Below are 25189 nucleotides of genomic sequence, written 5' to 3'. Positions count from 1 at the left end.
AAAAGACACGCGCCGCGACAGTTCCTCGCGCGCGCCTGACGGTTTAGTCTCTCGCCCTGCCCATCAGTCACCCGACGGGAGCGCGCTCGCACAGGAGGCCCGAACGGGCGGCGTCGGGACGGTTGAAGCGGGCGAAACGCACGTCGGCGACTTCGAGGCCGCGGCCGGCGAGGACCCCTGCGAGGAGTCGCCGGCGCTCTGACCCCTCATCGCCCGCCTTTTTCACGTCCCGTGACTCAAATGATTAACCGGGATCTTCTCGATTCCCTCTGCATGGCACTCTCGCACGAGGACGCTGCCGCGTCGTTCGAGTGGGATATTCCGGAGGAATACAACCTCCCCGCGACGATCGAATCGCACGCCGAATCGTTCGGGGACAGGGTCGCCCTCCGGTTCCTGAGCGACGACGGCCTCGTGGCCGAGATCCAGACGTTCATGAAGGAGGAGACGGCGCCGTACAAGTACCCGCGGCGGATCGAGTTCGTCGACGAGCTCCCGAAGACGTCAGGCGGAAAGATACGCCGGGTCGAACTCCGCGGGCGCGAGGTCGACCGCTTCGGACGGTAGCGACGGGCGGTTCGAGCCCGCTGCGGCGCCGTTCACCCGTCTACGAGCGCCGGGTGGCGATCTTCGCAGAGGCGGACGGTACGGCCGATCGCCTCCCCGTCGCTTCACGCGGATGTGACTTCCGCGGCGACGTGACAGAAGCCGGCGGTGCTCTACTCCGCGTAGCGTTCGCTGTCGGGCGTCGTAGACCGGACGCGAGAATCCGTGACGTGCGTTACAGCCGCTGGAGGTTCTTCGCGCGCGGGCCCTTGTCGGCCTGTTCGATCTCGAATTCGACCTCCTGACCCTCTTCCAGGTCGGGGCCGCCGACGTCCTCCATGTGGAAGAACACGTCGTCGTCCGCGTCGTCGGTCTCGATGAATCCGTAGCCGCCGGTGTCGTTGAAGAAGGCAACCGTCCCTTTCGCCATACGACTTGAGACACGTGAACATCGTGCATAAACGTTGCGGGCGGTCAGGGGTGCGAGAGCGAGAGCACCGACACCCGGCGGACGGCGTCGAAATCGCGGAGTCGGTAGACGAGCGCGCGAACTCGGTCAGCCTCCCCCGCGCAGAACACCGACTCCAGGCACCACTCGCCTTTGTGCACGTGGCTCGTCGTGGTGATCACGTCCTGAAACTCGTGCTGGACGGCGTGCAGTTCGCGGATGACCGGATCGTGCTCGTAGTCGAACGCGACGACGGCGGCGATCGGTCCCTCGGCGGCCTCCAGGCGCGTGTGCGACTCGATGTACTCTTGCATCGCCTCGCGGACCGCCCGCGAGCGGGAGGCCAGCCCCTCCGCTTGCCACACCTCGTCAAACTCGGCGAGCACGTCGTCGGGGACGTTCAGACTCGTTCGCATGCCGCGACGTTGGGGAACCGGCAGCATAACCCCGTTTATTATGTCTTCCGAGGTGTCATCATAACAACCGCTATACGTCGCATCGGCCTACCCTCCGACGCGAATGCTCCACAACGAGTCGCTCGCCGTGCTGCTCGGTGCGATCGCCCTCGGGTTCGTCCACGGCGTCGAACCCGGGCACGGGTGGCCCGTCGCCGCCAGCTACGCGCTTGATCGGTCGAACAAGTGGCTGTACGGCTTCGCGGCCAGCCTCATCCTCGGGGTCGGCCACCTCGTGAGCAGCATCGCGATGGTTCTTGTCTTCTTCCTCGCGAAGGATTACTTCGGGCTCACGCAGGTGAACGACCCGATCGCGCTCGCGCCGGGGGTACGGATCGGCGGCCCCGTCGGCATCGTCGCCGGTCTGCTGCTCATCGCGCTGGGCGTCCGGGAGTATTTCCACGGTCACTCGCACGACCACGGGGAGGGCGCTCACTCCCACGACGGCGGTCGCGAGCACGACCACGATCACGGTCACGCACACGGTCACGACGACCGTGGCGGCCACGACGCCGAGCGCGGATCGGCTCACACGGCGAGCGGATCGACCCGCGGAGGATGGCTCGCACGCGCGAGATCGGTCCTCCCGTTCGTCGGCGGTCGCTCGAACGCGAGCGAGTCCCCCCTCGTCGACGACGCCGAGCCGGCGGACGACGAGCGCGGACTCTGGGAGATCGCGGGGTTCGCGTTCGTCCTCGGGTTCGCCCACGAGGAGGAGTTCGAGATCATCGCGCTCTGTGCCGGGTCGGACCACTGCCTCGAACTGATGCTCGCGTACGCGCTCACGGTCATCGTCGGCCTCGTCGGGCTGACGATGCTTCTCATCGCGGGATACGCACGGTCGGAGGAGCGGGTCGAACGCTACACGGCGTATCTCCCCGCATTCTCCGCGGCGGTCCTGATCGTCATGGGTCTCGGCTTCATCACCGGGGTGCTCTGAGCGACGTCACGCGTTGCGCTGGATGCGATCGAACCGCTCTTCGAAGTTCGAGGAACACGACCCGCAGCAGAAGTGGTACCGCTCGTCGTCGATCAGGAGCGACTCGCCCTCGCTGGTGACGGTGTTTCCGCACTCGACGCACGTCAGCGCGAGGCCGGCGTCGCCGATCGTCGGCGTCCACCGCTCTTCGACGAGGAGGTCGACGTCGACGCGTCGGATCTCGTCGAGGTCGATCGCGTCGGCCAACAGTCCCGTCACGTCGTCGCCGTCGACGAGCGCGCGGACGAGGAGCCGTCCGTCGGCGGTCTGAAAGACGTGCTCGACGCGGTCGAGTTCGGCCAACGCGTTCCGCATCTCGCCCGCCCGCGCCACCGGAACGTCGAGATCGACGAGCACGGGCGTACCGCCGTCGAGCAGCGAGCGGTCGAGGTCGAGCGTGAACGAACGGATGACGCCGATCTCGCGGAGGCGATCGACGCGATCCGAGACGGCCGGCGCGGAGAGGCCGACGCGGTCGGCGAGGTCGCTGTACGGCCGCCGGGCGTCTTCGAGGAGCAGACGGATTATCTGCCGATCCGTCTCGTCGAGGTCGCGCATGGTCTCCGTTTCTCGCCGGCGCGGGAAGGGGTTTTCGACGGCGCTTTGGATTCGAAACTACAGCGGCGTCAGACTTTCTCTCGAAAAGAGAAACCGGAAAAAACGGCGAGCCCGTAGCGTTCGTATGAGCACGACCCTGACCGTCGAGGGGATGCACTGTGGCGGCTGCGAGGGGACCGTCGTCGAAGCACTCGAACGCGTCGACGGCGTCGAGCGGGCGAGCGCCGACCGCGAGTCCGCCACGGCGACCGTCGAGGGGGACGCCGACGCGCGCGACCTCGTGGCCGCGGTGGAGGACGCGGGTTACGAAGCCCGCGCCTGAGAGGGGCGGGAAGGCCTCCGCCCGAGCGAGGTTGCGAGAGGTGGAAGAACGATCAAGGAGGAAACGCGATCAGGAACCCCCTTCGACGCGGACGTCGAACGGGACCGTGATCAAGCGCCCTTCCGGTTTCACCTGGAGGAAGAGCCGGTACCGACCTGCCGTCGGGAACGTCGTTGCGAACCGGACGAGTCCGCTCTCGGGGTCGGTCGCCTCCGGGTGAACGTGCAGGTACGCGAGGTCGCCGTCGCGGAGGGCGACGAGGTGGCCGAGCGCGCCGAGGTACGGATCCAGCCGGGAGGCGGCCTCGCCGCCGCGTCGCGCTTCGAACTCGAGTACGATCTCCTCGCCGGCCGCGATCTCGCCGGCCGCGAGCGACACCGCGTACGCGTCGGCGGCCGCTTCGCGCGTCGAATCGGGAATCGAGTCCACGTCGACCGTTCCCGGGACGAACAGATCGACGCCGAGCGTCGTCGACCGACCGTCGACGCGAACGTCCACGAACGCCCGGTAGACGCCGGGGTCGGGGAGCGTTATCCGCTGGGACCACGTCCCGTCCGGGGCCAGTTCGGGGTGAAGGTGCTGGAAGCGGGTGAGATCCCGCCTGACGAGGATCAGGTGGCTCGACTCGCCGTGCGTCTCTTCGAAGTCCGCGACCGCGCTTCCGTCGCCGTCGCGGATGTGGTACGTCAGCGTCCGCTCGACGCCGGGGTCGAAACGCGTCTCGTCGACGTCCAGCCGAAGCCCGTTCGCGGCCATCGAGAGCCCTCCCGGGAGGGCGTGACCGCCGCGGTCGTCGCCCCGTCGTCGTTCGCGACCGCGGTGCGAGGCCGCTTCTGTCCCATCTTCTCGTCGGTGTCGTGCCGTGTCGTTCATGAGTACGCTATGGACGGCCGCGGTTTCCCCCGTTTCGCCTCTCATCGAAAGGAAATCGGGCGGGGAATTCTTCGGAACGAAAGCGGAAGGGGCGAAGCGGCCGCCTCGAAGCCGCCGAGGCTCGACCGGCGTCTTCGGACCCACCTTCTCACTCGGCCCCCGCGCCGGCCCGAAACCGCTCGTACCGCGCTTCGAACTCGTCCCTGCACGACGGACAGCACAGGTAGTAGCGCTCGCCGTCGAGCCGGAGGGTCTCACCCTCCCGGTCCACCTCGTTCCCGCACTGCGCGCAGGTGAGCGCGAGATCCGTGCCGCCGGTTCCGGGCGTCCACTCGACGTCAGTGAGCACGGTGACGTCGTAATCGACGATCGCCTCCGGCGGCGCGCCGAACGTCTCGGCGAGGAACGCCCGGACGTCGGCCCTCGGCAGCCGGGCCTGGAAGAACACCCGCGGGTCGGAGGCGACGAAGACGTGTTCGACCCCGTCGGCCGCCGCGAGCGCCTCGTGCATCTCGGCCGCGGCGTCGGGCCGCACCGCGAGTTCGACGAGGACCGGGACGCCCCCGCGGAGCTTCGAGCGGTCGAGTTCCAGCGTGAACCGGCGGACGATCCCGAGATCCTGCAGGCGAGTCACCCGATCGGAGACCGCCGGCGAGCTGAGACCGACTCGTTCCGCGATCTCCCGGTACGGCCGGCGCGCGTCTTCGGTCAGCAGCCGGAGTATCTCCACGTCCGTCTCGTCCAGCGTGCGCATACACCTCGTACGCCGGGGAAAGCAAAATCGATTCCGGATATCACCTTATCTCGTGGAGTTAGTCCCGAAGATCACCTAATTATCGAAGGCGAAATCGGCATAACCGTACCGGCCGTTAGTTCGTACGTCGACGCCACGCGAGAGCGACGCGTCGCCGAAGGAGGACCTGGCGCCGACGGGGCGCGCGGCCACGGAGGGACATCATGACAGAAGACGAACACGGACGCGATCGCGGACACGATCACCGCACCGAACGCGAAGCCGAACGTCCGCCGGACGAGGACGAAGGCGAAGGAAACCCGACCGACGGCGATCCCGGAAATCCCGGCGAGCCAGGGCGCGCGGAGGAATCGATGCTCCGCGAGGAGGCGACGGGATCCGACTCACGGGTGGGGTCAGAGCACGGGGGGCGCGACGATCGCGGCCGCCACGCCGGCGCGCACGCCGGCCGCGGGGACCACGCAGGGGACGAGGGCGGAGAACACGCCGGTCACGGCGGCATGCACGCCGGTCACGAGGAGCTGTTCCGGCGGCGCTTTTTCGTCTCGCTCCTCCTTTCGATCCCGGTCCTCGTCTACAGCGAGATGTTGCAGGAGCTTCTCGGCTTCTCCGCGCCGGGGATTCCGGGCGCGGCGTTCGTGAGTCCGCTCTTCGCCGTGATCGTCTTCGCGTACGGGGGCGCGCCGTTTCTGAAGATGGCGGTGCCGGAGGTTCGCGCCCGCGAGCCCGGGATGATGACGCTCATCTCGATGGCGATCACGGTCGCGTTCGCCTACAGCCTCGCGAGCCTCGTCGTCCCGGGGGCGACGGAGTTCTTCTGGGAACTGGTGACGCTCATCGACATCATGCTCCTCGGGCACTGGATCGAGATGCGGAGCGTCCGCCGGGCGTCGGGCGCGCTCGACGAACTGGCGAAACTCCTGCCCGACACCGCCGAACGGCTCACGGACGACGGCAACACCGAGGAGGTGCCCGTGAGCGAGCTGGTCGACGGCGACCTCGTCCTCGTCCGCCCCGGGGCGAGCGTGCCCGCCGACGGCGTGGTCGAGGAGGGCGACTCGGAGGTGAACGAGGCGATGATCACCGGCGAGTCGCGCCCGGTCGGAAAGGAGCCCGGCGACGAGGTCATCGGTGGGACGATAAACGGGGACGGCAGCCTCCGCGTACGCGTCACCGCGACCGGCGACGACACCGCCCTCGCGGGGATCATGCGCCTCGTCGAGGAGGCGCAGTCGAGCAAGTCGCGAACGCAGGTGCTCGCCGACCGCGCGGCGGGGTGGCTGTTCTACGCCGCGCTCGCGTCCGCCGCGGTCACCGCCGTCGCGTGGACGCTGGCCGTCTCGTTCGACGTGACCGTGGTGGAGCGGGTCGTCACGGTGCTCGTCATCGCCTGCCCCCACGCGCTCGGCCTCGCCGTCCCGCTCGTCGTCGCCATCAACACCACCCTCGCCGCCCGAAACGGGATGCTCGTCCGCGATCGGATCGCCATGGAGCGCGCGCGCGACCTCGACGTCGTCGTCTTCGACAAAACGGGGACGCTGACGAAGGGCGAACAGGGCGTCGTGGACGTCGCGACTGCGCCCGGAATCGACGAGAACGAGGCGCTGGCGCTCGCGGCGGCCGCGGAGCGCGATTCCGAGCACATGATCGCCCGGGCGATCCGCGAGGCGGCCGCCGCGCGCGACCTCACGCCGCCCTCGTCGAGCGGCTTCGAGGCGATCAAGGGGCGGGGCGTCCGGGCGACGATCGACGGGGAGGAGGTGTACGTCGGCGGGCCGAACCTGCTCTCGCGGCTCGAACGCGAGCCGTCGCCCGAACTCACGGCTTTCGCGCGCGAGGCCGGTTCGAACGCCCAGAGCGTCGTCTACCTCGTCCGCGGCGGCGAGGCCGTCGCCGCGATCGCGCTCGCGGACGTGATCCGCGAGGAGAGCAGGCGCGCGATCGCGGCGCTACACGACCTCGGCATCGAGGTCGCCATGCTGACGGGCGACTCCGCGGACGTCGCCCGCGCCGTCGCCGCGGACCTCGGCATCGACACCTACTTCGCGGAGGTGCTGCCCGAGGACAAGGACGAGAAGATCGCCGAACTCCAGTCGCGGGGGAGGCTGGTGGCCATGGTCGGCGACGGCGTCAACGACGCCCCCGCGCTCACCCGCGCCGACATCGGCATCGCGATCGGCAGCGGCACCGACGTGGCGGTCGAGTCGGCCGAGATCGTCCTCGTCCAGAACAACCCGCTGGACGTGGTCCGCCTCGTGAAGCTCAGCCGCGCCAGCTACCGGAAGATGCAGGAGAACCTCGTCTGGGCCGCGGGGTACAACGTGTTCGCCATCCCGCTCGCCGCGGGGATCCTCGCCCCGATCGGAATCCTGCTGTCGCCCGCCGTCGGCGCGGCGCTCATGTCGCTCAGCACGGTGATCGTCGCGATCAACGCGCAGTTCCTCCGCCGGGTGGACTTGAGCTTTCCGAGCCTCCCCGGCGCGTCCGGGCGGACGGAGCGCGTGGAGCCGAAGCCGGCGGACTGAGCGACCGCCGGCTTACCCCCGGCTCAACCCTACTCCCGACCCAGCGCGTGAAATTCGTCGTTCGGTCGCACGTCGGCGAACATCGCCATCCGGTTCGAGAGGTTGTAGAAGGCGGTTACGGCGGCGATGTCCCAGATCGCCTCGTCGTCGTAGCCGACCTCCCGGAGCCGGTCGAGGTCTTCCTCGCTCACCTCTGTCGGGCGTTCGGTCAGCTTCACGGCGACGTCGAGCATCGCCATGCGCGTTTCGTCGACGTCGGCGGTCCGGTAGTTGGCGACGAGCTGGTCCGCGAGCGTGGGGTCATTCGCGTAGATCCGACAGAGCGCGCCGTGGGCGACGTTGCAGTAGTAGCAGTGGTTCACGCCCGAGACGGCGACGACGATCATCTCGATCTCCTCGCGGTCCAGCGCCGAGTCCTCGACGAGCGCGTCGTGGTAGCCGAAGAAGGCGCGGAAGTGCGAGGGCTTGTAGGCGAACGCCGAGAAGACGTTCGGCGTGAACCCGGCGCGCTCCGTCTCCTCGTCGATCCGCTCGCGCAGGTCGTCGGGGAGGTCGTCGTAGTCGGGGACGGGAAACCGTCGCATCGCGTCGTCGTCGAGCACCGGTTCGGTCATGCGACGAAGTAGCGCGAGAAGCGACATAAGCGTAGCCGCGGGCGGGTCGTCGAACGGGCGTAGGTTCGCTCGGAGCAACGGCGATTTACCGCGGCGGTTCGAACCGACCGACGAATGCTCTCGAAGGGCTGGCTCGGACGATATCAGATCGGCGTCTACGCGGCCGCGATCCTGCTCGCGATCGGCATCGGAACCGGCAGTCCCGGCTCCGCGTCGCTCTTCGAACCGCTCATCACCCCGGTGTTGGCCGTCATGCTGTACGCGACGTTTCTCGAAATTCCGTTCGTCCGGCTCCGTCGCGCGTTCGCCGGCGGACGGTTCGTAGCCGCAGCGCTCGGGATGAACTTCCTCGTCGTCCCGATCGTCGTCTGGTGTCTTACGCGGCCGCTCTCCGGAGAACCCGCCGTCCTCGTCGGCGCGCTCATGGTTCTTCTGACCCCGTGTATCGACTACGTCATCGCCTTCACCGACCTCGCGGACGGCGACGCGGAGCGGGTCACCGCGGCGACGCCGGTACTCATGCTCGGCCAGTTGCTCTTGCTTCCGGCGTATCTCTGGCTGTTCGTAGGGCCGAACGTCGCGGCGTCGATCGAGGCGGGTCCGTTCGTCGAGGCGTTTTTCCTGCTCATCGCGCTGCCGCTCTCGCTCGCATGGCTCACCGAAATCTGGGCCGAGCGATCCGCGACGGGCGCGCGCTGGCGGGGGACCGTGGGGTGGCTTCCCGTGCCGACGATGGCCGCGACGCTCCTCGTCGTTATCACTTCGCAGCTTCCCAGAGTGCAGGATTCCATCGAGACGATCGTGGCAGTCGTCCCGACGTACGTCGCGTTCCTCGCCGTGATGCCGCTGCTCGGGCGACTGGCCGCCGGTCGGTTACGAATGGACGTCGGCGAGGGCCGTGCGCTCGTGTTCACTGCTACCACCCGAAACTCGCTCGTCGTCCTGCCGCTCGCGCTCGCGTTGCCGGCGGGGTACGAACTCGCGCCGGCCGTCGTCGTAACGCAGACGATCGTCGAACTGGCGGGGATGGTCGTCCTCACGCGGGCGGTGCCGGCGTGGCTCCTGTCGGATCCGCCGAGACCCCTCTCGATTCCGGCTCTCGCGCGGGACGACTGAATCCCCTCGTCGGCGAGGCGGTTTTCGGTCAATCGGTCGGATACGCCCGCTCGAATCGATCGGCCGGCAGCCGGAGTTCGTCGAGGTGCGGCAGGTGCTTGACGTTGTAGACGATCTTCATCTCCTCCGTGGTCGGGGTGCTGACGCAGGAAAGCTGGATCCCGCGGTCGGTCATGTCCGACGGGAGGATGTGGTCGCCGGGCATGTCCAGCCCGCCGTCCACGACCGCGATCGCGCAGTTGGCGCACGCGCCGCCGCGGCAGGCGTACGGCCACGCGAACCCGCGGTTCTCCGCGGCCTCCAACAGCGATTCGTGGGGTTGAACCGACATTCGGCCCCTGTCGGCAGGATCGAGCCCCGCGGCCGAGGCCTTCTCGAAGAGGTTCTCGTCGTCGAGATCCCACCCGTGGTCGTCGAGCACTTCGTAGTTGAGGTACTCGACCCGAGAGACCACCTCGTCGTCGGGGTTCTCGACGCTTTCCGGTCCGACGTCGCGCCCCTCGGGCCGGTATCCGTTGCGAATCTCGTCGTACGCCGCCCGAACCAACTGAAACTCCTGCAACGATCCGCCGTGGTCCGGATGGGCCTCCTTCACCCGCCGTCTGTACGCCTGATCGACCTCCTCGTCGACCGCGTCCTCGTCGATCCCGAGAATGTCGAACGGGGAATCCACACGAGACGATAGGAAAGCGGGAACATAAATCCCCTTCGTCGGCGGCTAAACGATGCCGAGGGCGAGCGCCATCGACGCCGAGGCGACGAACACGCCCAGCGCGAAGAGCAGGTAGTTCGCGACGGGGCTCTTCGCCGGCGTCAGCGAGATCGTGTACCGCTTCCGCGAGACGGGCCAGAGGTAGTTCACGCCCATCGGCGTGAGCGTGTCCGCGAGGAGGTGCGAAAGCACCGTCACGCTCCCGAGGAAGAAGCCGAAGGCGATCGGGTCGACCCCCGGGTCGAACGGGAGCGACGGCGCGAGGACGTGCCCCGCGGCGGCGAAGGTCGCGCCGACGAACCCGGCGAAGAGGAGCGAGTGCGTCGGACCGCGGTGGTCGCAGAAGGGAAGCCGGTGGTCGCAGTCCGGGAGCATCGCCAGCCCCAGCATCACCGCGCCGGTCACGAACGCGAGCGCGATTTCGCCGCGCGTCACGAACAGGTAGCCCACGGGCGCGTAGACGAGAAGGGAGACGCCGTAGTGGCCCAACTGGTACATGCCGGTCGTTTCGCGGACGAGCGACAAAAGCTGGCGGATTCGATTCGGCCGACCCCGCCCGACGGGGGGTCAGTCCGCCTTCGTCTCCGTCCCGCCGACGAACCGGTCGTAGGCGGAGTCGAACTCCTCGTCCGTCTCGGCGGCCGCCTCCCACTCGTCGAGCCCGCGCTCCTCGCGCGTCCCCCGGATGGTGTTGTCGAGGACGAACGCGCTCAGGCCGCCGACGGCCATGCCGGTGCTGCCGATGACGTAGACGACGTCCGAGACGAGCTGCGTCCCGAGGACGGGACCGACCACCGCGACGGTCGCCATCCCCTCGCGGAACGCCTCGGCGCTGCCGACCTCGCCCATGTACGCCGGGATCGCGAGCCCCGCGAACATCGCGAAACCGATGACGAAGACGTTGCGCGAGGAGTCAAGGTCGACGTACCGAAGCTGCGCGAGGCCGACGGCGACGATCTGGCCGAACATGGCGACGAACAGCCCGCCGACGATCGGGTCGGGGATCGTCGCCACGAGCTGCCCGAAGTAGCCGACGAAGCCGACGACGAGCATCACGACCGCGCCGATCTGGACGACGTACCGCGAGGCGACGCCGGTGAGGCCGATCGCGCCGATGTTCTCGGAGTAGGAGGTCGACCCGCCGGTGCCCATGACGCCGGCGAAGACGTTCATGATCCCCTCCATGCCGATGCCGTGGTTGATTCGCTTTTCGCTCGGCGCGCCCAGCCCCGAGAGCCGCGCGACGGCGTGGTAGTCGCCGAAGCTCTCGACCATGGAGGCGGCGACGCCGGCCAGCATCCCGATGACGAACGAGAGTTCGAAGCCGGGCGTCCCCCACTGGAACGGGTAGATGGCGACGACCGCGGGCGCGTCGGCGATCGAGAGCAGATCGACGTAGCCCGGCGTGTCGGGTCCGTAGACGCCCGCGACCGACAGGCCGGCGGCGACGGCGTACGCGGCGACGACGCCGAGGAGCACCGGGAAGAGCTTGAACGCCTCGTGGGTCGTGTCGAGGTACTGCGAGAAGAGCAGGATGAGGAGGACGGTCAGCCCGAGCAGCCACCAGTTGTTCGTCGCGGCCGTCACCTGCGGGACGTTAAAGAGCGACAGGCCGATGAGGGCGATCGTCGGGGCGATGACGACCGGCGAGATGAAGCGCCGGACGCGCCCGAGCAGGCCGAGGTAGCCGATCGCGATCTCCGCGAGCGCGGCGACGATGATCGCGCCCTGTAGCTGGAGCAGCGCGGCCTCCCACGCCGGACCGGCCGGATCGCTCGCCTGCACGACGCCGACGACGGCGAGCGCCGGCGCGAGCATCGAAAACGGCGCGCCCTGCACGATCGGGTAGCGGTTGCCGAACGTCGTCTGCGCGAGCGTCGCGATCCCGGAGACGACGAAGAACGTCCCGACGAACCGCGGGATCACCGACTCGGGCATCCCGAGCGCGCCGGCGAGGATCAACGGGACGGCGATGTTCGCCCCGACCATCGTCAGGTAGTGCTGGACGCCGAGCAACAGCGACGTGCCCAGCGGCGGTCTGTCCTCGATGCCGAACTCCACGAAATCCGATCTCCCCCTGTCGCTCATGGCTGCCCCCGCATTGCCCGATGGTGTTCGACGCGCGGTATAAACTGCTCCGTTCTCCGCCGACGGTGTCAAACGATCGAGAGGCGGCCGGGTGAGCGGCGACGCGGCCGACCGCGTGGGTCACTCCCTCGACCCGACATCCTCGTCGAGATCGGCGGATTCGACGAAGTCCGCGACCTCCTCGCGGGTCGGCAGCGCCGTCATCGCCCCCGCCGCGGTGGTCGTGAGCGCGGCGACGGCGTTGCCGAACGCGAGCGCGTCGGCCAGCGTCTCGCCCCCGGCGAGGCCGGCGACGACGCCGGCGGTGAAGGCGTCGCCCGCGCCGGTCGTGTCGACGGAGTCGACGTCGTAGCCGCCGTGCGTCGCCTCCGTCGTTTCCGTCGCCCACGGCGCGTCGGCCGTCGCGTAGGCGTAGGACCCCTCGCCGCCGAGCGTGACGAGCGCGGTGTGCGGACCGCGTTCGCAGACGGCCCGCGCGAGTTTGGGCGCGTCGCCGTCGAAGCCGGCCTCGCGCAGGTCCTCGGGCGTCGCCTTCACCACGTCGGCGAGCGCGAATCCCTCGCGCGCCGACTCGGCGTAGGAAAACTCGCGCCACCGCTCGGGGCGGGCGTTGGGGTCGAACGACACCGTCGCGCCGGCCTCGCGGGCGCGCTTTGCGAGGTCGAGCGCGGCGCTCCGGGACGGTTCGGCGTCGAGCGAGAGCACGTCGAAGTGGACCCAGTCGAACGCGGCGAGGTCGTCGTCCGGGATCGTCCCCGGTTCCATCCGGGTCTCCGCGGCGCGGTCGCGGTAGAAGCAGAACTCGCGGTCGGCGTCCTCGCCGAGGCTGACGAACGCGAGCGTCGTCTTCGCGTCCGAGTCGCGCTCGACGTAGGCGGTCGACACGCCGCGCTCGGAGAGGGCCCCCGCGAGGAAGTCCCCGAACGGGTCGCCGCCGATCCGGGTCCAAAATTCGAGATCCGCGTCGAGGCGGGCGAGGCCGACGGCGACGTTGGCGGGCGCGCCGCCGGGTCTCCGGGCGAACGACTCGACCGCGGAGAGCGACCCGGTCGAGTCCGGCAGGAAGTCGACGATCGTCTCGCCGGCGACGAGGATGCGTGCCATACGCAGGGACCTCCTCGCCGACGAAAAAGCGTTACCCTTCGAGCAGGGCGTCGAGGCGCTCCTTGCTCGCGCCGACGTAGTCGTACGCGAACGTGAACACTTCGAGCGAGAGCGTCCCGCTCCAGTCGTCCGGCAGGGCGGCGAAGATGCGCTCGAAGTCCACGTCGCCCGCCCCGAACGGGAGGTGCTCGTCCTGCGGACCGCGGGTGTCGTTGAGGTGGACGTGGCTGATGCGGTCGGCGTGCTCCTCGGCGAACGCGGCGATGCCGGCCGAATCGCGACCGTCCATCCGGGCGTGGCCCGTGTCGAGCGTCAGCGAGGCGTCCGTCCCGTCGAGGAGCGCCCCGACGTCGTGGGTGCGAAACAGGCTGCGGGGCAGGTTCTCCGCGCAGATCTCGACGTCTCGCGCTCCGGCGTGCGCGTCGATCCGGCGGACCGAGTCGACGGCGTTCGCGCGCAGGTCGTCGTCGTCCCACGCCGGCGACCACGCGTTCGTGTCGGGGTGCAACACGGCCTTCTCGGCGCCGAGCGCCGCCGCGGTCTCGACGGCGGCTTCGATCTCCCCGATCGATCCCTCGCGGACGTGCTCGAACGGCGATCCGAGGTCGATCCCCCCGAACGGGAGGTGGACGAGCAGGTCGAGGTCGCGCTCCGCGAGCGCGTCGGCGAACGCGTCGCCGTCGGCCGCGAGCCGCCGCCGCTCGCCCGCGCCGTCCATCATCAGCTCGACGAAGTCGAACCCGCGATCGGCCGCGAACGCGGCCGTCTCGATTCGATCCATCCCCAGCTGCGTGACGAAGCCGATCCGCGCGTCCATGACGGTGCTCGGTGCGGGGGCGGCTTAACTCCGCGGGCGCGTTTTCGACCGTCGCCGCGTCGCCCTCGCAACCCGACGCGGCGTCAGTCGCACCCACCGAAGCCTCGGGCGATCCCGACGGATACCTAGAACCGCGAACGGCGCGGAGAAAGTACTATTGTTCGTCGCACATGTTCACCGTGCGATGAAATACGACGAGCTTCAGCGGCTGTACGCCCGCGACGAGTACTACTGAGGGACTGAGCCGAACGAACTCGCGAAACGAGCCCTGGAGTTCGCCTCCGAGGACGCCGCGGTCGCGGTCGACGTCGGCGCGGGCGAGGGCCGCGACGCGGTGTTCTTCGCGGAGCGCGGTCTCGACGTGCTGGCGGTCGACGTCGCACCCAACGGGTTGGAGAAGGCGGATCGACTCGCCCGCGAGCGGGGCGTCGACATCCGGACCGAGCGGGCCGACGTCAACGCGTTCGAACTGGACGAACGGGTCGACCTCGTCTACTCCATCGGCACGATCCAGTACCTCGAACCGGCGAACCGCGAGGAGCGGTTCGAGCACCTCCGGGCGCAGACCGCCCCCGGCGGCGTCCACGCACTATTCGCGTTCGTCGATCACCCGGAGGTTCCGCCCGCGCCCGACTGGGGCGAGAACGAGCACTTCTACGAACCGGGCGAACTCCGCGGGTACTACGCCGACTGGAACGCGCTGTACTCGCGGAAGTTCGTCTTCGACGACGAGTCCGGGGGCGAACCGCACCGCCACGCCGCGGAGGAGTACGTCTTCGAGCGGCCGTGATCCGGACGTTGCCACCGATTCGCACGGCACGGAAGCGTTGATGTCGACCGAGAGCCATCACGTCGCAGTGACATGCCCGGACCAGCCTTCCTCCGCGGCGAGCGGGTCGAACTGCGGACGATCGAACGCGAGGACGTCGCCTTCCTCCAGCGCCTGATCAACGATCCGGATGTGTGGGCCACCATCGGATCGGCGACGCCGAAGAACGGCCCGCAGGAGGAAGCGTGGATCGAGTCGCTCGGCGAGGACGACGGGAGCGTTCGCCTCCTCGTCGCCGTGGACGGCGATCCGGTCGGCACCATCGACCTCGACCTGAACGAGACGTGGGGCGTCGGCGAACTGGGCTACATGCTCGTCCCCGAGGCGTGGGGCAACGGCTACTGCACCGACGCGGTCGAGACCCTCTCGCGCTACGCCTTCGAGGAGCGCCGACTCCACAAGGTCGTCGCCGAGGCGTACGACCACAACGTCGGCTCCCGTCGCGTGCTCGAAAAGATCGGGTTCGCAGCGGAAGGCGTCCACCGCGAGGAGGCGTTCGTCGGCGGCGAGTACCGCGACGTGGTTCGGTACGGTTTGCTCGCGGACGAGTTCGACGGGTGAGCGCGGCTCCCCGAAAGTGCGTCGCACCGGAACGGCGGCTACCGCGAACGATCGTGAACGGTTACGCGGGGCACCGTTCGGACCGTTTCGCACGCGAAACGGCGCGCACCGTTCCGAACGATCTGCGCCGTTTTTCCGGGGAGATCCTGTACGACTCTCCGGGGGTCACGGGGCGACTCCCGCGGACGAACGGCGCGAGAACGGCCGCCGAACCCACTGTCAACCACAGCAATCACGCCCTCGAACCCATCTTTTGCGCCGGTGCTGGATCTCGCTCGTCCCGCTCGAAAGTTCTCGCTCGCCCTTTTCGTGTCCGCCAGGAATCACAGGCCGAGTTCCCGGCCGATCACCAGGTGCTGGATCTCGCTCGTTCCCTCGCCGATCTCCATCAGCTTCGCGTCGCGGTAGAAGCGTTGCGGAGCGAAGTCTTCCGTGTAGCCGTATCCGCCGAGCACCTGCACCGAATCCTCGGCGACCTTTCTGGCCGCCTCGCTGGCGTCGAGCTTCGCCAGCGCCGACTCCTTCGTGACGCTCTCGCCGCCGTCGTACCGAACCGCGGCCTTGTGCGTGAGAAGGCGCGCGCGCTCCGTCTTTCGGTACATGTCGACCAGCTTGTCGCGGATCGCGTCGAACTTCGAGATGGGCCGGCCGAACTGCTCGCGCTCTCTCGCGTACGACGACGCCGCCTCGTAGGCGCCCTGCGCGAGACCGGTCGAGAGGGCGGCGATCGAGATGCGGCCGCCGTCGAGCGTCTTCATCGTCTGCGTCCAGCCCTCGCCCTCCGCGCCGAGCAACCGATCCGCGGGGAGTCGAACGTCGTTCAGCGCGATCTCACAGGTCGGCGAGCAGTTGAGGCCCATCTTGTCCCAGATCGTGGTCACCTCGAACCCGTCGTCGTTTCGCGGGTCGACGACGAACGTCGAGATGCCGTCGTAGCCGGCCTCGGGGTCCGTCACTGCCTTCACGAGGACGGAACCCGCCTCGCTGGCGTTCGTGATGAACTGCTTCGTACCGTTCAGCACGTACTCGTCGCCGTCCCGCTCCGCGACGGTGTCCATGTCGCTCGCGTCGCTCCCAGATCCTGGCTCCGTCAGCGCCCACGCGCCGATCTCCTCGCCGGTCGCGAGCGGACGGAGCCACCGCTCCTTCTGGGCGTCGGTGCCGAACAGTTCGAGCGGCTTGGTGCCGAGGCTGACGTGCGCCGCGTAGGAGAGGCCGATGCCGCCGGAGACGCGTCCGAGTTCTTCCGTGACGAGCGCGTACATGAGCTGATCGCCGCCGAGACCGCCGTACTCCTCGGCGATCGGCACGCCCATCATATCGAGCGCCGCGAGCTGATCGAAGATCTCCGCCGGGAACCGGTGGTCGTTCTCGATCTCCTGAGCGACGGGAGCGATCTCCTCCTCGCAGAACTCCCGAACCGTGTCCCGGATCATCCGATGCTCGGCGGGTAACTCGAAGTCCATGGCAAAACTTGCGCGAGGTGCGTGATAAAGTCAGCGAACGACCGTGAAGGATCGGGGGCGGCCGGCGTCGCTCGGTCAGTCGGAGGAGGGCGACGAGCGTCGAGCGGGCGGCGTGACGACGATCCGCCCTTCGCTGTGGACGACCACCTCGCAGCCGGCCACCTCGAACTCGAGTTGTGCGCCGGTGCGCACCGTCCCGTCGCCCCGCGGTCGAAACACCTGATCGAGCCCATCGGGATCGATCGAGTCGTACAATCTCGCGTCCAGGTGGAGCGGATCGACGCCGACCGCCTCCGCGACCGCTTTCACGACGGCGGTCGACAGCTCCTCGTTCTCTGGAAGCCGTTTGGTTCTGGTTTCGTCATTCATTTGGAATAACCGCCTGTACGATATAGCCTACGGTAAACGATCAAGATATAAATACTACGTGGTCGTCAGGTCGTAAATGATACAGCTTCGTGCCGTAATACGCGCGTTATCTCTGCACTCGGATCAGACCGACACGGTAAATGACGTTTTAGAACAGTATGCATTTCCGAGAGCTGTCCGGATCGCGGGACGGTGTCTCGTCGGAGCCCGGATAGTTATGCCCGCCCCCGACGTACGGTTCTCCATGGAGTTGCGCCGCCTGGTCCGCGGCCACGTCGAATGGCCCCGCCTGGAAGCGGTCGTCCGCGAACTCGCCGAGCGGTACGGCCGCGATAAAGTCCGCGTCGAGTTCCTCGACGCCGACAACTGGCTCTCGACGCCGATGGTCGTCGACGACGAGTGGTTCGTGAAGGTCATCACGCGACAGAACTCCCTCGTACACGCGCTCTTCACCACGGGGCGGAATCTGGGGGCGTTCTCCAGCGGGAGGGAAGGGTTCTTCGGGCACTTCGGGACGCCGGTGCAGATGGCCGAGCACGAGCTGGAGGCGACTCGCCGGATGCGCGAGATCGGCGTCAACGCTCCGAAACCGGTCGAAGCGCTCGAAATCGATGGACTGGGCGTCCTCGTCCTGGAGTACCTCCCGGCGTTCCGGTCGCTCGACGAGCTGACCGCGGCGGAGGAGGCGAACCTCGCGCCGGAACTGTTCGCGGGACTGCGACAGCTTCACGACAACGGCCTCGCGCACGGCGACCTGCGCGCCGAGAACGTCCTCATCCTCGACGACGAGATCTACTTCATCGACGCGACGAGCGTCCGCGAGGACGGCCGCGACGACGCCCGTTCGTACGACCTCGCGTGCGCGCTCGCCGCGCTCGAACCGCTCACCGGACCGACGGAGACGGTCGACGCCGCGCTTTCCGCGTACTCCGTCGACGACCTGCTCGCAGCGCTCGAATTTCTCGACTTCGTCAACATCCGCCCGGATCACGACTTCGACGCGGCGGCGCTCAAAGGCGAGATCGAAAAGCGCGCGTCGTAAACCCTACGTCGAGTCGGACGCGTCGTCGTCCGAGTCGGCCGCATCCGAATCGCCGGGCATCTCCGAATCGTCGGTCGCCTCCGAATCGCCCGACTCGGACAGGTCCTCCCTCGTCTCCGTCTCCTCCATCCCCTCCGCGGCCTCTACCTCTTCGAGCCGCTCCGCTTGCTCGGTCTCGTCGACCCCTTCGTCCTCGACGGCGTCCTCGATCCCTTCCACCTCCGATTCGAGCTCGTCGATCTCCGCCACCTCGATCGTTCGGCCCTCGCGCTCCGCGCGCTCGCGGGCTTCCTCGAGGTGCCGTTCGAGCAGCTCGACGTTCCACTTGTTCGCCTTCCAGACGGCGTCGAACGCCGTTCCGACGACGGGGACGGAGCCGATCACGACGTCCACGCCGACCGTCGCCAGCATCCGGACGATCGTCGTGTACGGAACGCCGAGCCTCGCCGCCTCGGCGACGATGTACATCGACAGCGCGCCGCCGACGAGGTCGCCCGAGACGGGGAGCACGCTCAGGATGGGGTCGAGCCCGACCTTGTAGTTCGTGCCTGGGATCTCCACCGACTCGTCGAGCAGCGTCGCGACCGCCCGCGCGCGACGGAGCGCCGCCTCGTCCACCGCCTCCGGAAGCCCTTCGGGTATCTCTTCGGTCACGCCTCGCCGTCCGCCCCGCTCGTTCATGTGCCTGACGGCCGGTCACCGGAGCTCGACGACGGCCCCGCCCGCGCCGACCGCGACGGACGGCGCGTCGTCGCCGACGCAGACGGCGTCGAGCGGGACGGTCACCGGCGTCGACTGCGCCTCCCAGCCGCCCCGCCGGCGCGCGCAGATCGTTCCCCCGTCGCCGCAGACGAATCCGTCCCGGCCGCGTCGGTCGATCCCCCGCAACCCGCCGTCGCTGGCGTGCGTTCTCGTCCAGACCGAGCCGTCGTACCGGACGACGGTTCCGTCGTCGACCGCGACCTCGACCGCGTCCGGGCCGACCGCCGCGACGTCGACGAACGTCCCGCCCGCGTCGTCGACGCCAATCGCCCCGTAGCGTTCCCCGCCGTCCGTGGTCTCGTACACCGCCGCGTTCGTGTCGCAGAGGAATCCGAGCGACTCGTCGACGAACGCGACGCCGGAGAGGCTCGACCCGCCGCCCGGTTTCGTCGCCGCTCCCCAGCGCACCTCGCCGTCCCGGTACGCGCCGCGGAGCACCGCCCCGGAGCCGTTTATCAAGTAGACGACCTCCTCGCCCGCCGATCCCGCGATCTCGCCGTCAGCCGATCCCGCGGCCTCCTCGCTCGTCGTCTCCGCGGTCCCCCCACCCGCCGAGCGGGCGACGGCGATCCCTTCCCACGTGCTCGTGTTCCCGTTCGGGGCCGAGTAGTCTGCGTGCCGGCCCGTCTCGACGTCGTAGCGCGCGACGACGCCGCCGTCGCCGGCGACCCAGACGGCCCCGCCGTCCCCGTCGGCCGCGTCACCTCCGTCAGTCGCGTCACCGCCGCCGATCGCGTCGACGCCCCGAAGCGAGTTCGACGCCGCCCTCGGACCCCGTTCGAACACCGACCGCCAGCCGTCGTCGTCGCGGACCAGCGCGACGCCGCCTTCTCCGACCGCGACCGCGCGGCCGCCCGCGACGGCGACGTCGAACAGGTCGGCGTCGGTCGGCGCGTCCGCCGCGACCCACCGGGGTTCGGCCGTCGGCTCCGACTCCGGTTCCGTCCGCCGTTTGGGGTCCGATTCCGGTCCCGGCTTCGATCCCGCCTCCGGCTTCGATTCCGACCCCGGCTTCGATTCCGGTCCCGACTTCGATCCAATCCCGGGTTCCGACTTCTGCTCCTCGCCGAGTCGATCCCCCCCGTCGTCGCCGTCCGCGCTCGCGTAGAGGTACAGAAGGGGGAGGACGTAGGCGGCGACGGCCGCCGCGGCGAACCCGCGGTGGACGAACGTGAGCAGGCCGAGGCCGGTCAGCGCCGCAGTCGTCGCGGCGTGAGCGCCCGTCCTGGCGTAGGCCCGGTAGAACTCGCAGAAGTCGCGGAGTCGCGCGGTCGGGGATGGTGCCATCGGTCGGCGGCGGTTCGTCCCTCGCGGTAATCAGACTTTTCGCCGATCGGAGCCGGGTCCGCCGACGCCGACGCGACCGTTTCGCCCGCCGACCGGATGCCTTTTTATTCCCGCTCGCGCAAATTTTACCCCATGAGTCAACAGACAGGCGACGTGTACCGACACTACATCGGCGGCGAGTGGACCGCCGGCGAGGGCGACGAGACGTTCGAGAGCGAGAATCCGGCGACGGGCGAGGCGCTCGGAACCTTCCAGCGCGGGACGGAGGCGGACGTCGACGCCGCCTTCGCGGCCGCGGACGAGGCGTTCGCCGAGTGGCGCGGACTGTCCTACATCGACCGCGCGGAGTACCTCTGGGAGATCTACCACGAGCTGCGCGAGCGGACGGACGAACTCGGCGAGGTCGTCACCAAGGAGTGCGGTAAGGAGATAAGCGAGGGGAAGGCCGACGTGATCGAGGCGTACCACATGGTCGAGTGGGCCGCCGGCGACGCCCGCCACCCGAAGGGGGACGTCGTTCCCAGCGAGATCCCGAGCAAGGACGCCTACATGCGCCGGAAGCCGCGCGGCGTCGTCGGCTGCATCACGCCGTGGAACTTCCCCGTCGCCATCCCCTTCTGGCACATGGCCGTCGCGCTCGTCGAGGGCAACACGGTCGTCTGGAAGCCGGCGGAACAGACGCCGTGGTGCGGGCAGATCATCGCCGAGATGTTCGAGGACGCCGGGATCCCCGACGGCGTGTTCAACATGGTGCAGGGCTTCGGCGACGCGGGGGCGGCCATCGTCGACGACGACCGCGCCGCAACCGTCCTCTTCACCGGCTCCGCCGAGGTCGGCCACGAGGTCGCCCAGAAGGTGGCCCAACAGCCCGGCAAGCTCGCAGCCTGCGAGATGGGCGGCAAGAACAACATCGTCATCACCGCGAACGCCGACCTCGACACGGCGGTCCACTCGGCCGTCATGTCGTCGTTTAAGACCACCGGCCAGCGCTGCGTCTCCAGCGAGCGCCTCGTCGTCCACGAGGACGTGTACGACGAGTTCAAAGAACGGTTCGTCGAGGTCGCGGAGAACGTCTCGGTCGGCGATCCGCTCGACGAGGAGACGTTCATGGGGCCGCTCATCGAGGCCGGCCACGAGGAGAAGGTGTCGAAGTACAACGAGCTGGCGAAGAAAGAGGGCGTGAACGTCCTCGTCGACCGCACCGAGCTGGCCGACGACGAGATCCCGGCGGGACACGAGGAGGGCCACTGGGTCGGGCCGTTCGTCTACGAGGCGGACCCCTACGAGGACCTCCGCTGCACCCACGAGGAGGTGTTCGGCCCCCACGTCGCGCTCCTTCCGTACTCCGGCGACGTCGAGGAGGCTGTCGAGATCCAGAACGACACCGACTACGGCCTCGCGGGCGCGATCATCTCGGAGGACTACCGCGAGATCAACTACTACCGCGACCACGCCGAGGTCGGGCTCGCCTACGGGAACCTCCCGTGCATCGGCGCGGAGGTGCAGTTGCCGTTCGGCGGCGTGAAGAAGTCGGGCAACGGCTACCCGTCGGCGCGCGAGGTGATCGAAGCCGTCACCGAGCGGACGGCGTGGACGCTCAACAACAGCTACGAGATCCAGATGGCGCAGGGGCTCTCCGCGGACATCAAGACGCGCGAGTAGTGAGCGCGGGAAGGGCGGCCGTCCGCGCCGGGGCGGAACGCGGTCGACCGCCCGCACACTCTTTTCGTTGGGCGCACGACCGGTAGTCATGCGGCTCCAACAGCTCCGAGACGATCTCACGCGCCGCGACTGGGACGACGGCGTCGACGGAACCGTCCGCGTCGCGATCGTCGGCGTCGGCCACTTCGCGCGGACGGCCGCCCTGCCCGCGATCGCCGAGTCGGACTACTGCGAGGCGACCGTTCTCGTCAGCGGCTCGGCCGAGAAGGCGAGGCGGGTCGCCGACGAGGCGGGCGTCGAGCGCGCGATCACCTACGACGAGTACGGAGACGGCGTCGCCGCCGACGCCTACGACGCGGCCTACGTCGTCACGCCGAACGCGCTGCACCTGCCGCACGTCGAGGCCGCGGCGGCGCGGGGGAAGGCGGTCCTCTGCGAGAAACCGCTGGAGGCCACGGTCGAGCGCGCGGAGCGCCTCGTCTACGCCTGCGAGGACGCCGGCGCGCCGCTCATGGTCGCCTACCGGACTCGGTTCGACCCCGTCGTCCGCCGCGTCCGCGAGTTCGTCCGGGGGGGCGGCGTCGGCGAACCGATCCAGGTCCACGGCGACTTCACGATCGAGGTGATAAGCGATCGACGCGGCCCCGACCAGTGGCGGCTCGATCCGGACCTCTCCGGCGGCGGCGCGCTGATGGACGTCGGCGTCTACCCGCTGAACGCCGCGCGGTTCCTCCTCGACGCCGATCCCGAGGCGGTGACGGGGACGACGAGCGGCGACGGACCGTTCGCGGACGTCGACGAGCACGTCGCCTTCGGTGTCGAGTTCCCCGACGGCGTGACGGGGGCGTTCACCGCGAACTTCTCCGGCTTCCGGGACAGCCGCCTCTCGATACTGGGCACCGAGGGTCGAATCGAGATCGAACGGGCGTTCGACTACGCCCGTCCGCGCCGGGTGCGGGCCGAACTGGAGGGCGCGCGGATCTCGTTCGACGGCCCCCTGACCGACGAGATTCGAGAGGAGTTCGACTACTTCGCGCGCTGTCTCCTCGCCGGCGAGTCGCCCGGCCCCGACGGGCAGGACGGATTGAACGACATGCGGACGATGGCGGCGGTGTACGAGGCCGCCGAACGCGGCGAACGCGTCGAGTTGTGATCCGCCCCCCTCCGCGGTTCGAGGCGCGTCGCTCTCCGATCGGATGGGCGACTCGCGGAAACTGAACGGAGAGGATGCGAACCGAGGCGAAAGGTGGGGGCGAGTGGAGCGGAAGGTGAGTGCCCCTGCCGGGCTCAGGGGCGCGACCACCGTTCCCGTCCGTCGCGGATCGGCGACCGTTCGGCGGCGCAGTGAACCCCGACACTGCGGTCTGTCGCGTTTGCCGGCGTCGACGAGAAAAGCGTCGAGCGTCCGGCGTCGGGTCTTCGTCGTCTTCAGGAATAAACCCTCCGACAGCGGATTCTCCGGTCGCCGTGACCGACGCGCTCGTCACCGCCGGCGGTCGCCCCACGCCGGGAAGTCCTCGCGCACCCGTTCGACCCGCTCGGGATCGACGTCGGCGGTCACGATTGCGGGCTCGTCGCCGGTGCTCGCGAGGGGGACCCCCCACGGGTCGTACACCGTCGACCGACCGAGCAGCGTCGCGTCCTCGAACGTCGCCGCGCCGTTGACCGCCGCGACGTACAGGAGGTTCTCGATCGCCCGCGCCCGCGGGAGCGTCACCCAGTGTTCGACGCGGGGGTAGGGCCACGCGCTCGGGACGAGGACGAGCGTCGCGCCCCGCTCCGCGAAGTCGCGGTACAGTTCGGGAAACCGGAGGTCGTAGCACGTCGTCATCCCGACGGTGAATCCGTCGAAGTCGACGGTTTCGATGCGCTCGCCCGGCGTGAGCAGGCGCATCTCGGCGGACTCATAGCCGAAGAGGTGGTGCTTTCGGTACACCGCCCGCCGTTCGCCGTCGCGATCGAAGAACACTGCCGTGTTCGCGAGCCCCTCGGCCTCCGGCGTCTCGTGGCCCGCCGCGGCGCTCTCTTCGAGGTCCTCGACGTGACTGCCGGCGAGGAGGCCGACGCCGTGCTCCGCCGCGAGGTCGCCCAGCCGGCGGAACGTCGGGCCGTCGAGTCCCTCCGCCTCGCGGGCGTACGACTCGAAGGCGAAGTAGCCCACGGTGAAAAGCTCCGGGAGCGCCACGAGGTCCGCGCCGGCGGCGGCGGCCTCGGCGACGGTCGCCTCGGCGCGTTCGAGGTTGTCGTCTACGTTGCCGGCGGTCTGGCCGATCTGCGCGAGCGCGAGCTTCATGCCGGCAGCTCCAGTTCCTCTCGAAGCGCGGCTTCGAGGTTGTCCAGCTCTCGGTCGAGGTTGCGCTTGAAGAACCGTTCGACGCCGGGGAGGCGACCGTCGACGACGAACACGTTGTCGAGGCGGCACCCGCCGTCGGTCGGTTCGACGGTGTGCTCGCCGGTCACGCGGAGCGCGCGCGATCGGCCGACGAACCGCACGTATCTCGGCGGGTCGCGGGTGACGTCCTCCGTGTCCACCGCCACCGTCGAACTGACGAGCGGGATCGGGAGGCCGATGTGCCACGTCGCCTTTCTGTCGTCGGTCGGATCGGTTTCGTACTCCTCGACGACGCTGATCGCGCGGGCGCGTTTCTCGGGGTCGGAGATGAACGCCCAGACTCGCTCGGGGTCGGCGTCGAACTCGAAGGTCCGCTGCACACGGACTGTCATGGGTCTCAGTTGGCAGGCGACGGTAAAAAACAGCGGGTGTCAGCCGAGCGTGACCCGCCACGTGGTCGAACGCGCGCGGCCCCACTTTTCGATCTCGACCTCGTCGGTCTTCTCGGCGAGCCGTGGGAGACGGGCCCCGACCTGCTTCGCCGACAGACCGATGGCGTCGGCGATGTTTTTGGCCCGGAAATACCGCTCGCCGCGGGAGACGCTCTCCCGGAGGTGGGCGATAATCCTCTGGTCCTCCTCGGTGAATTCCGTCATCCGAGACGTGGGTAAGCGACTGTCGATATTAACCGTTTCTCGTCAGTCCCAGTACGCCTGCGTTCCGACGACCGCGACGGCCGCCGCGATCATCGCGGCGGCGAAGCCCCACGCCGTCGTGAGCTGATCGCCCGCCGCGAGCATCACCAGCGCGCCGCCGACCGCGAGCAGCGAGAAGAGCACTGCAAATCCGATACCCATGTCCGTCCGGGTCGCCTGCGTCGTCATGGTGGCCACTTCGACGGAGCGCACTTAGTTTATTCGACCGCCTTCGGGGGCGATCGGTCCGCGCCGGCGGCGGACCGGCCGCGG

The 25189-nt window shown here is 68.9% G+C and carries 29 protein-coding genes and 1 pseudogene; 10 read left to right on the top strand and 20 right to left on the bottom strand.

From position 1 onward, the window contains the following. Positions 1-67: 67 nt before the first annotated feature. Positions 68-226 carry a hypothetical protein gene (locus C3L37_RS24640; protein ID WP_164974860.1) on the bottom strand — a complete coding sequence of 53 codons (159 nt, stop codon included), beginning with the start codon at positions 224-226 and terminating at the stop codon, positions 68-70. 179 nt (positions 227-405) lie between these two features. Between C3L37_RS24640 and C3L37_RS23740 the strand changes: the two are divergent. Continuing rightward, positions 406-567, top strand: a pseudogene (locus C3L37_RS23740) (AMP-binding enzyme); the annotation flags it as partial. A gap of 214 nt (positions 568-781) precedes the next feature. On the opposite strand, the gene C3L37_RS23735 reads toward C3L37_RS23740, so the two are convergent. After that, positions 782-976, bottom strand: a complete 195-nt coding sequence (locus C3L37_RS23735; RefSeq protein ID WP_129117014.1) for a cold-shock protein — start codon at positions 974-976, stop codon at positions 782-784. 44 nt (positions 977-1020) lie between these two features. Then, complete coding sequence (locus C3L37_RS23730; protein WP_129117013.1) at positions 1021-1410, bottom strand: CopG family ribbon-helix-helix protein; 390 nt, start codon at positions 1408-1410, stop codon at positions 1021-1023. 103 nt (positions 1411-1513) lie between these two features. Here C3L37_RS23730 and C3L37_RS23725 point away from each other — a divergent pair, with 103 nt between their 5' ends. Next, positions 1514-2389 (top strand): hypothetical protein, encoded by an 876-nt coding sequence (locus C3L37_RS23725; protein ID WP_129117012.1) that lies wholly within the window; start codon positions 1514-1516, stop codon positions 2387-2389. Positions 2390-2395: 6 nt separating this feature from the next. On the opposite strand, the gene C3L37_RS23720 is transcribed toward C3L37_RS23725, so the two are convergent. Continuing rightward, the gene (locus tag C3L37_RS23720; RefSeq protein ID WP_129117011.1) at positions 2396-2986 is read right to left on the bottom strand and encodes an AsnC family transcriptional regulator; all 591 of its coding nucleotides are present in this window, start codon (positions 2984-2986) and stop codon (positions 2396-2398) included. Between the two features lie 124 nt (positions 2987-3110). Here C3L37_RS23720 and C3L37_RS23715 point away from each other — a divergent pair, with 124 nt between their 5' ends. Continuing rightward, entirely contained in the window at positions 3111-3308 is a 198-nt protein-coding gene (locus C3L37_RS23715) for a heavy-metal-associated domain-containing protein (RefSeq protein ID WP_129117010.1), read from the top strand. A gap of 69 nt (positions 3309-3377) precedes the next feature. Here the strand turns inward: C3L37_RS23715 and C3L37_RS23710 are convergent, their stop codons facing one another. Further along, entirely contained in the window at positions 3378-4181 is an 804-nt protein-coding gene (locus tag C3L37_RS23710) for a hypothetical protein (protein ID WP_228546452.1), read from the bottom strand. Between the two features lie 148 nt (positions 4182-4329). Beyond that, on the bottom strand, positions 4330-4974 hold the full coding sequence (locus C3L37_RS23705; protein ID WP_449267292.1) for an AsnC family transcriptional regulator: 645 nt from the start codon (positions 4972-4974) through the stop codon (positions 4330-4332). A 164-nt stretch (positions 4975-5138) separates the two neighbouring features. Here C3L37_RS23705 and C3L37_RS23700 point away from each other — a divergent pair, with 164 nt between their 5' ends. Then, positions 5139-7460 (top strand): heavy metal translocating P-type ATPase, encoded by a 2322-nt coding sequence (locus tag C3L37_RS23700; RefSeq protein WP_394345827.1) that lies wholly within the window; start codon positions 5139-5141, stop codon positions 7458-7460. A 29-nt stretch (positions 7461-7489) separates the two neighbouring features. Here C3L37_RS23700 and C3L37_RS23695 read toward each other — a convergent pair whose 3' ends face one another. Then, the gene (locus C3L37_RS23695) at positions 7490-8074 is read right to left on the bottom strand and encodes a peroxidase-related enzyme (RefSeq protein WP_129117008.1); all 585 of its coding nucleotides are present in this window, start codon (positions 8072-8074) and stop codon (positions 7490-7492) included. Positions 8075-8188: 114 nt separating this feature from the next. Between C3L37_RS23695 and C3L37_RS23690 the strand changes: the two genes are divergently transcribed. After that, complete coding sequence (locus tag C3L37_RS23690) at positions 8189-9190, top strand: arsenic resistance protein (protein WP_129117007.1); 1002 nt, start codon at positions 8189-8191, stop codon at positions 9188-9190. A 28-nt stretch (positions 9191-9218) separates the two neighbouring features. Here C3L37_RS23690 and fer read toward each other — a convergent pair whose 3' ends face one another. The 5 genes from fer to C3L37_RS23665 all read right to left on the bottom strand — a co-directional run bounded on the left by fer (position 9219) and on the right by C3L37_RS23665 (position 13911). Then, positions 9219-9863 (bottom strand): ferredoxin Fer, encoded by a 645-nt coding sequence (fer, locus tag C3L37_RS23685; protein ID WP_129117006.1) that lies wholly within the window; start codon positions 9861-9863, stop codon positions 9219-9221. 45 nt (positions 9864-9908) lie between these two features. Further along, entirely contained in the window at positions 9909-10400 is a 492-nt protein-coding gene (locus tag C3L37_RS23680) for a metal-dependent hydrolase (RefSeq protein ID WP_129117005.1), read from the bottom strand. A gap of 69 nt (positions 10401-10469) precedes the next feature. Then, complete coding sequence (locus tag C3L37_RS23675; RefSeq protein WP_129117004.1) at positions 10470-11990, bottom strand: uracil-xanthine permease family protein; 1521 nt, start codon at positions 11988-11990, stop codon at positions 10470-10472. 120 nt (positions 11991-12110) lie between these two features. Then, entirely contained in the window at positions 12111-13094 is a 984-nt protein-coding gene (locus C3L37_RS23670) for a carbohydrate kinase family protein (RefSeq protein ID WP_129117003.1), read from the bottom strand. A 31-nt stretch (positions 13095-13125) separates the two neighbouring features. Next, complete coding sequence (locus C3L37_RS23665; protein ID WP_129117002.1) at positions 13126-13911, bottom strand: sugar phosphate isomerase/epimerase family protein; 786 nt, start codon at positions 13909-13911, stop codon at positions 13126-13128. Positions 13912-14179: 268 nt separating this feature from the next. On the opposite strand from C3L37_RS23665, the gene C3L37_RS23660 reads away from it, so the two are divergent. Beyond that, the gene (locus C3L37_RS23660) at positions 14180-14701 is read left to right on the top strand and encodes a methyltransferase domain-containing protein (protein ID WP_228546455.1); all 522 of its coding nucleotides are present in this window, start codon (positions 14180-14182) and stop codon (positions 14699-14701) included. Positions 14702-14773: 72 nt separating this feature from the next. Next, entirely contained in the window at positions 14774-15301 is a 528-nt protein-coding gene (locus C3L37_RS23655) for a GNAT family N-acetyltransferase (RefSeq protein WP_129117001.1), read from the top strand. Positions 15302-15624: 323 nt separating this feature from the next. Here C3L37_RS23655 and C3L37_RS23650 read toward each other — a convergent pair whose 3' ends face one another. After that, a complete protein-coding gene (locus tag C3L37_RS23650) occupies positions 15625-16767 on the bottom strand; it encodes an acyl-CoA dehydrogenase family protein (RefSeq protein ID WP_129117000.1) in 1143 nt (380 codons plus the stop codon). A 75-nt stretch (positions 16768-16842) separates the two neighbouring features. Continuing rightward, complete coding sequence (locus tag C3L37_RS23645; RefSeq protein ID WP_129116999.1) at positions 16843-17136, bottom strand: HalOD1 output domain-containing protein; 294 nt, start codon at positions 17134-17136, stop codon at positions 16843-16845. A 244-nt stretch (positions 17137-17380) separates the two neighbouring features. On the opposite strand from C3L37_RS23645, the gene C3L37_RS23640 reads away from it, so the two are divergent. Next, positions 17381-18178, top strand: coding sequence for an RIO1 family regulatory kinase/ATPase domain-containing protein (locus tag C3L37_RS23640; RefSeq protein ID WP_129116998.1), 798 nt, complete (start codon positions 17381-17383; stop codon positions 18176-18178). 3 nt (positions 18179-18181) lie between these two features. Here C3L37_RS23640 and C3L37_RS23635 read toward each other — a convergent pair whose 3' ends face one another. Together C3L37_RS23635 and C3L37_RS23630 are read right to left on the bottom strand one after the other, a co-directional pair. Further along, positions 18182-18832, bottom strand: coding sequence for a DUF4112 domain-containing protein (locus C3L37_RS23635; RefSeq protein WP_228546451.1), 651 nt, complete (start codon positions 18830-18832; stop codon positions 18182-18184). 42 nt (positions 18833-18874) lie between these two features. Then, positions 18875-20227: a hypothetical protein gene (locus tag C3L37_RS23630; RefSeq protein WP_129116996.1), complete on the bottom strand. Its 1353-nt coding sequence runs from the start codon at positions 20225-20227 to the stop codon at positions 18875-18877. A gap of 132 nt (positions 20228-20359) precedes the next feature. Between C3L37_RS23630 and C3L37_RS23625 the strand changes: the two genes are divergently transcribed. After that, entirely contained in the window at positions 20360-21889 is a 1530-nt protein-coding gene (locus tag C3L37_RS23625) for an aldehyde dehydrogenase family protein (RefSeq protein WP_129116995.1), read from the top strand. Between the two features lie 88 nt (positions 21890-21977). After that, complete coding sequence (gene gfo6 / locus C3L37_RS23620; protein WP_129116994.1) at positions 21978-23042, top strand: D-xylose 1-dehydrogenase Gfo6; 1065 nt, start codon at positions 21978-21980, stop codon at positions 23040-23042. A 330-nt stretch (positions 23043-23372) separates the two neighbouring features. Here gfo6 and C3L37_RS23615 read toward each other — a convergent pair whose 3' ends face one another. Genes C3L37_RS23615 through C3L37_RS23600 form a run of 4 tightly spaced genes read right to left on the bottom strand, consistent with a single transcriptional unit; the run spans position 23373 to position 25105 of the window. Beyond that, the gene (locus tag C3L37_RS23615) at positions 23373-24182 is read right to left on the bottom strand and encodes a nitrilase-related carbon-nitrogen hydrolase (protein WP_129116993.1); all 810 of its coding nucleotides are present in this window, start codon (positions 24180-24182) and stop codon (positions 23373-23375) included. Beyond that, a complete protein-coding gene (locus C3L37_RS23610; RefSeq protein ID WP_129116992.1) occupies positions 24179-24613 on the bottom strand; it encodes a CoxG family protein in 435 nt (144 codons plus the stop codon). The genes C3L37_RS23615 and C3L37_RS23610 overlap by 4 nt, the downstream gene beginning before the upstream one ends. A 39-nt stretch (positions 24614-24652) precedes the next feature. Continuing rightward, positions 24653-24877 (bottom strand): DUF7123 family protein, encoded by a 225-nt coding sequence (locus C3L37_RS23605; protein WP_129116991.1) that lies wholly within the window; start codon positions 24875-24877, stop codon positions 24653-24655. A gap of 42 nt (positions 24878-24919) precedes the next feature. Next, positions 24920-25105, bottom strand: a complete 186-nt coding sequence (locus tag C3L37_RS23600; RefSeq protein ID WP_129116990.1) for a DUF7525 family protein — start codon at positions 25103-25105, stop codon at positions 24920-24922. Positions 25106-25189: the final 84 nt, after the last annotated feature.

Origin of the sequence: Halegenticoccus tardaugens (assembly GCF_004116405.1) — an archaeon.
Taxonomy (GTDB): Archaea; Halobacteriota; Halobacteria; order Halobacteriales; family Haloferacaceae; genus Halegenticoccus; species Halegenticoccus tardaugens.
The sequence above is the reverse complement of the archived record's forward strand: the minus strand, read 5'-3'. Positions and strand labels throughout refer to the sequence as shown.

Bases quoted from the DNA above. Each gene is read 5' to 3' on its own strand.
- C3L37_RS23735 (WP_129117014.1), bottom strand. From the start codon at position 976: ATGGCGAAAGGGACGGTTGCCTTCTTCAACGACACCGGCGGCTACGGA.
- C3L37_RS23730 (WP_129117013.1), bottom strand. From the start codon at position 1,410: ATGCGAACGAGTCTGAACGTCCCCGACGACGTGCTCGCCGAGTTTGAC.
- C3L37_RS23725 (WP_129117012.1), top strand. From the start codon at position 1,514: ATGCTCCACAACGAGTCGCTCGCCGTGCTGCTCGGTGCGATCGCCCTC.
- C3L37_RS23720 (WP_129117011.1), bottom strand. From the start codon at position 2,986: ATGCGCGACCTCGACGAGACGGATCGGCAGATAATCCGTCTGCTCCTC.
- C3L37_RS23715 (WP_129117010.1), top strand. From the start codon at position 3,111: ATGAGCACGACCCTGACCGTCGAGGGGATGCACTGTGGCGGCTGCGAG.
- C3L37_RS23710 (WP_228546452.1), bottom strand. From the start codon at position 4,181: ATGAACGACACGGCACGACACCGACGAGAAGATGGGACAGAAGCGGCC.
- C3L37_RS23700 (WP_394345827.1), top strand. From the start codon at position 5,139: ATGACAGAAGACGAACACGGACGCGATCGCGGACACGATCACCGCACC.
- C3L37_RS23695 (WP_129117008.1), bottom strand. From the start codon at position 8,074: ATGACCGAACCGGTGCTCGACGACGACGCGATGCGACGGTTTCCCGTC.
- C3L37_RS23690 (WP_129117007.1), top strand. From the start codon at position 8,189: ATGCTCTCGAAGGGCTGGCTCGGACGATATCAGATCGGCGTCTACGCG.
- C3L37_RS23680 (WP_129117005.1), bottom strand. From the start codon at position 10,400: ATGTACCAGTTGGGCCACTACGGCGTCTCCCTTCTCGTCTACGCGCCC.
- C3L37_RS23675 (WP_129117004.1), bottom strand. From the start codon at position 11,990: ATGAGCGACAGGGGGAGATCGGATTTCGTGGAGTTCGGCATCGAGGAC.
- C3L37_RS23670 (WP_129117003.1), bottom strand. From the start codon at position 13,094: ATGGCACGCATCCTCGTCGCCGGCGAGACGATCGTCGACTTCCTGCCG.
- C3L37_RS23665 (WP_129117002.1), bottom strand. From the start codon at position 13,911: ATGGACGCGCGGATCGGCTTCGTCACGCAGCTGGGGATGGATCGAATC.
- C3L37_RS23655 (WP_129117001.1), top strand. From the start codon at position 14,774: ATGCCCGGACCAGCCTTCCTCCGCGGCGAGCGGGTCGAACTGCGGACG.
- C3L37_RS23650 (WP_129117000.1), bottom strand. From the start codon at position 16,767: ATGGACTTCGAGTTACCCGCCGAGCATCGGATGATCCGGGACACGGTT.
- C3L37_RS23645 (WP_129116999.1), bottom strand. From the start codon at position 17,136: ATGAATGACGAAACCAGAACCAAACGGCTTCCAGAGAACGAGGAGCTG.
- C3L37_RS23640 (WP_129116998.1), top strand. From the start codon at position 17,381: ATGGAGTTGCGCCGCCTGGTCCGCGGCCACGTCGAATGGCCCCGCCTG.
- C3L37_RS23630 (WP_129116996.1), bottom strand. From the start codon at position 20,227: ATGGCACCATCCCCGACCGCGCGACTCCGCGACTTCTGCGAGTTCTAC.
- C3L37_RS23625 (WP_129116995.1), top strand. From the start codon at position 20,360: ATGAGTCAACAGACAGGCGACGTGTACCGACACTACATCGGCGGCGAG.
- gfo6 (WP_129116994.1), top strand. From the start codon at position 21,978: ATGCGGCTCCAACAGCTCCGAGACGATCTCACGCGCCGCGACTGGGAC.
- C3L37_RS23615 (WP_129116993.1), bottom strand. From the start codon at position 24,182: ATGAAGCTCGCGCTCGCGCAGATCGGCCAGACCGCCGGCAACGTAGAC.
- C3L37_RS23610 (WP_129116992.1), bottom strand. From the start codon at position 24,613: ATGACAGTCCGTGTGCAGCGGACCTTCGAGTTCGACGCCGACCCCGAG.
- C3L37_RS23605 (WP_129116991.1), bottom strand. From the start codon at position 24,877: ATGACGGAATTCACCGAGGAGGACCAGAGGATTATCGCCCACCTCCGG.
- C3L37_RS23600 (WP_129116990.1), bottom strand. From the start codon at position 25,105: ATGACGACGCAGGCGACCCGGACGGACATGGGTATCGGATTTGCAGTG.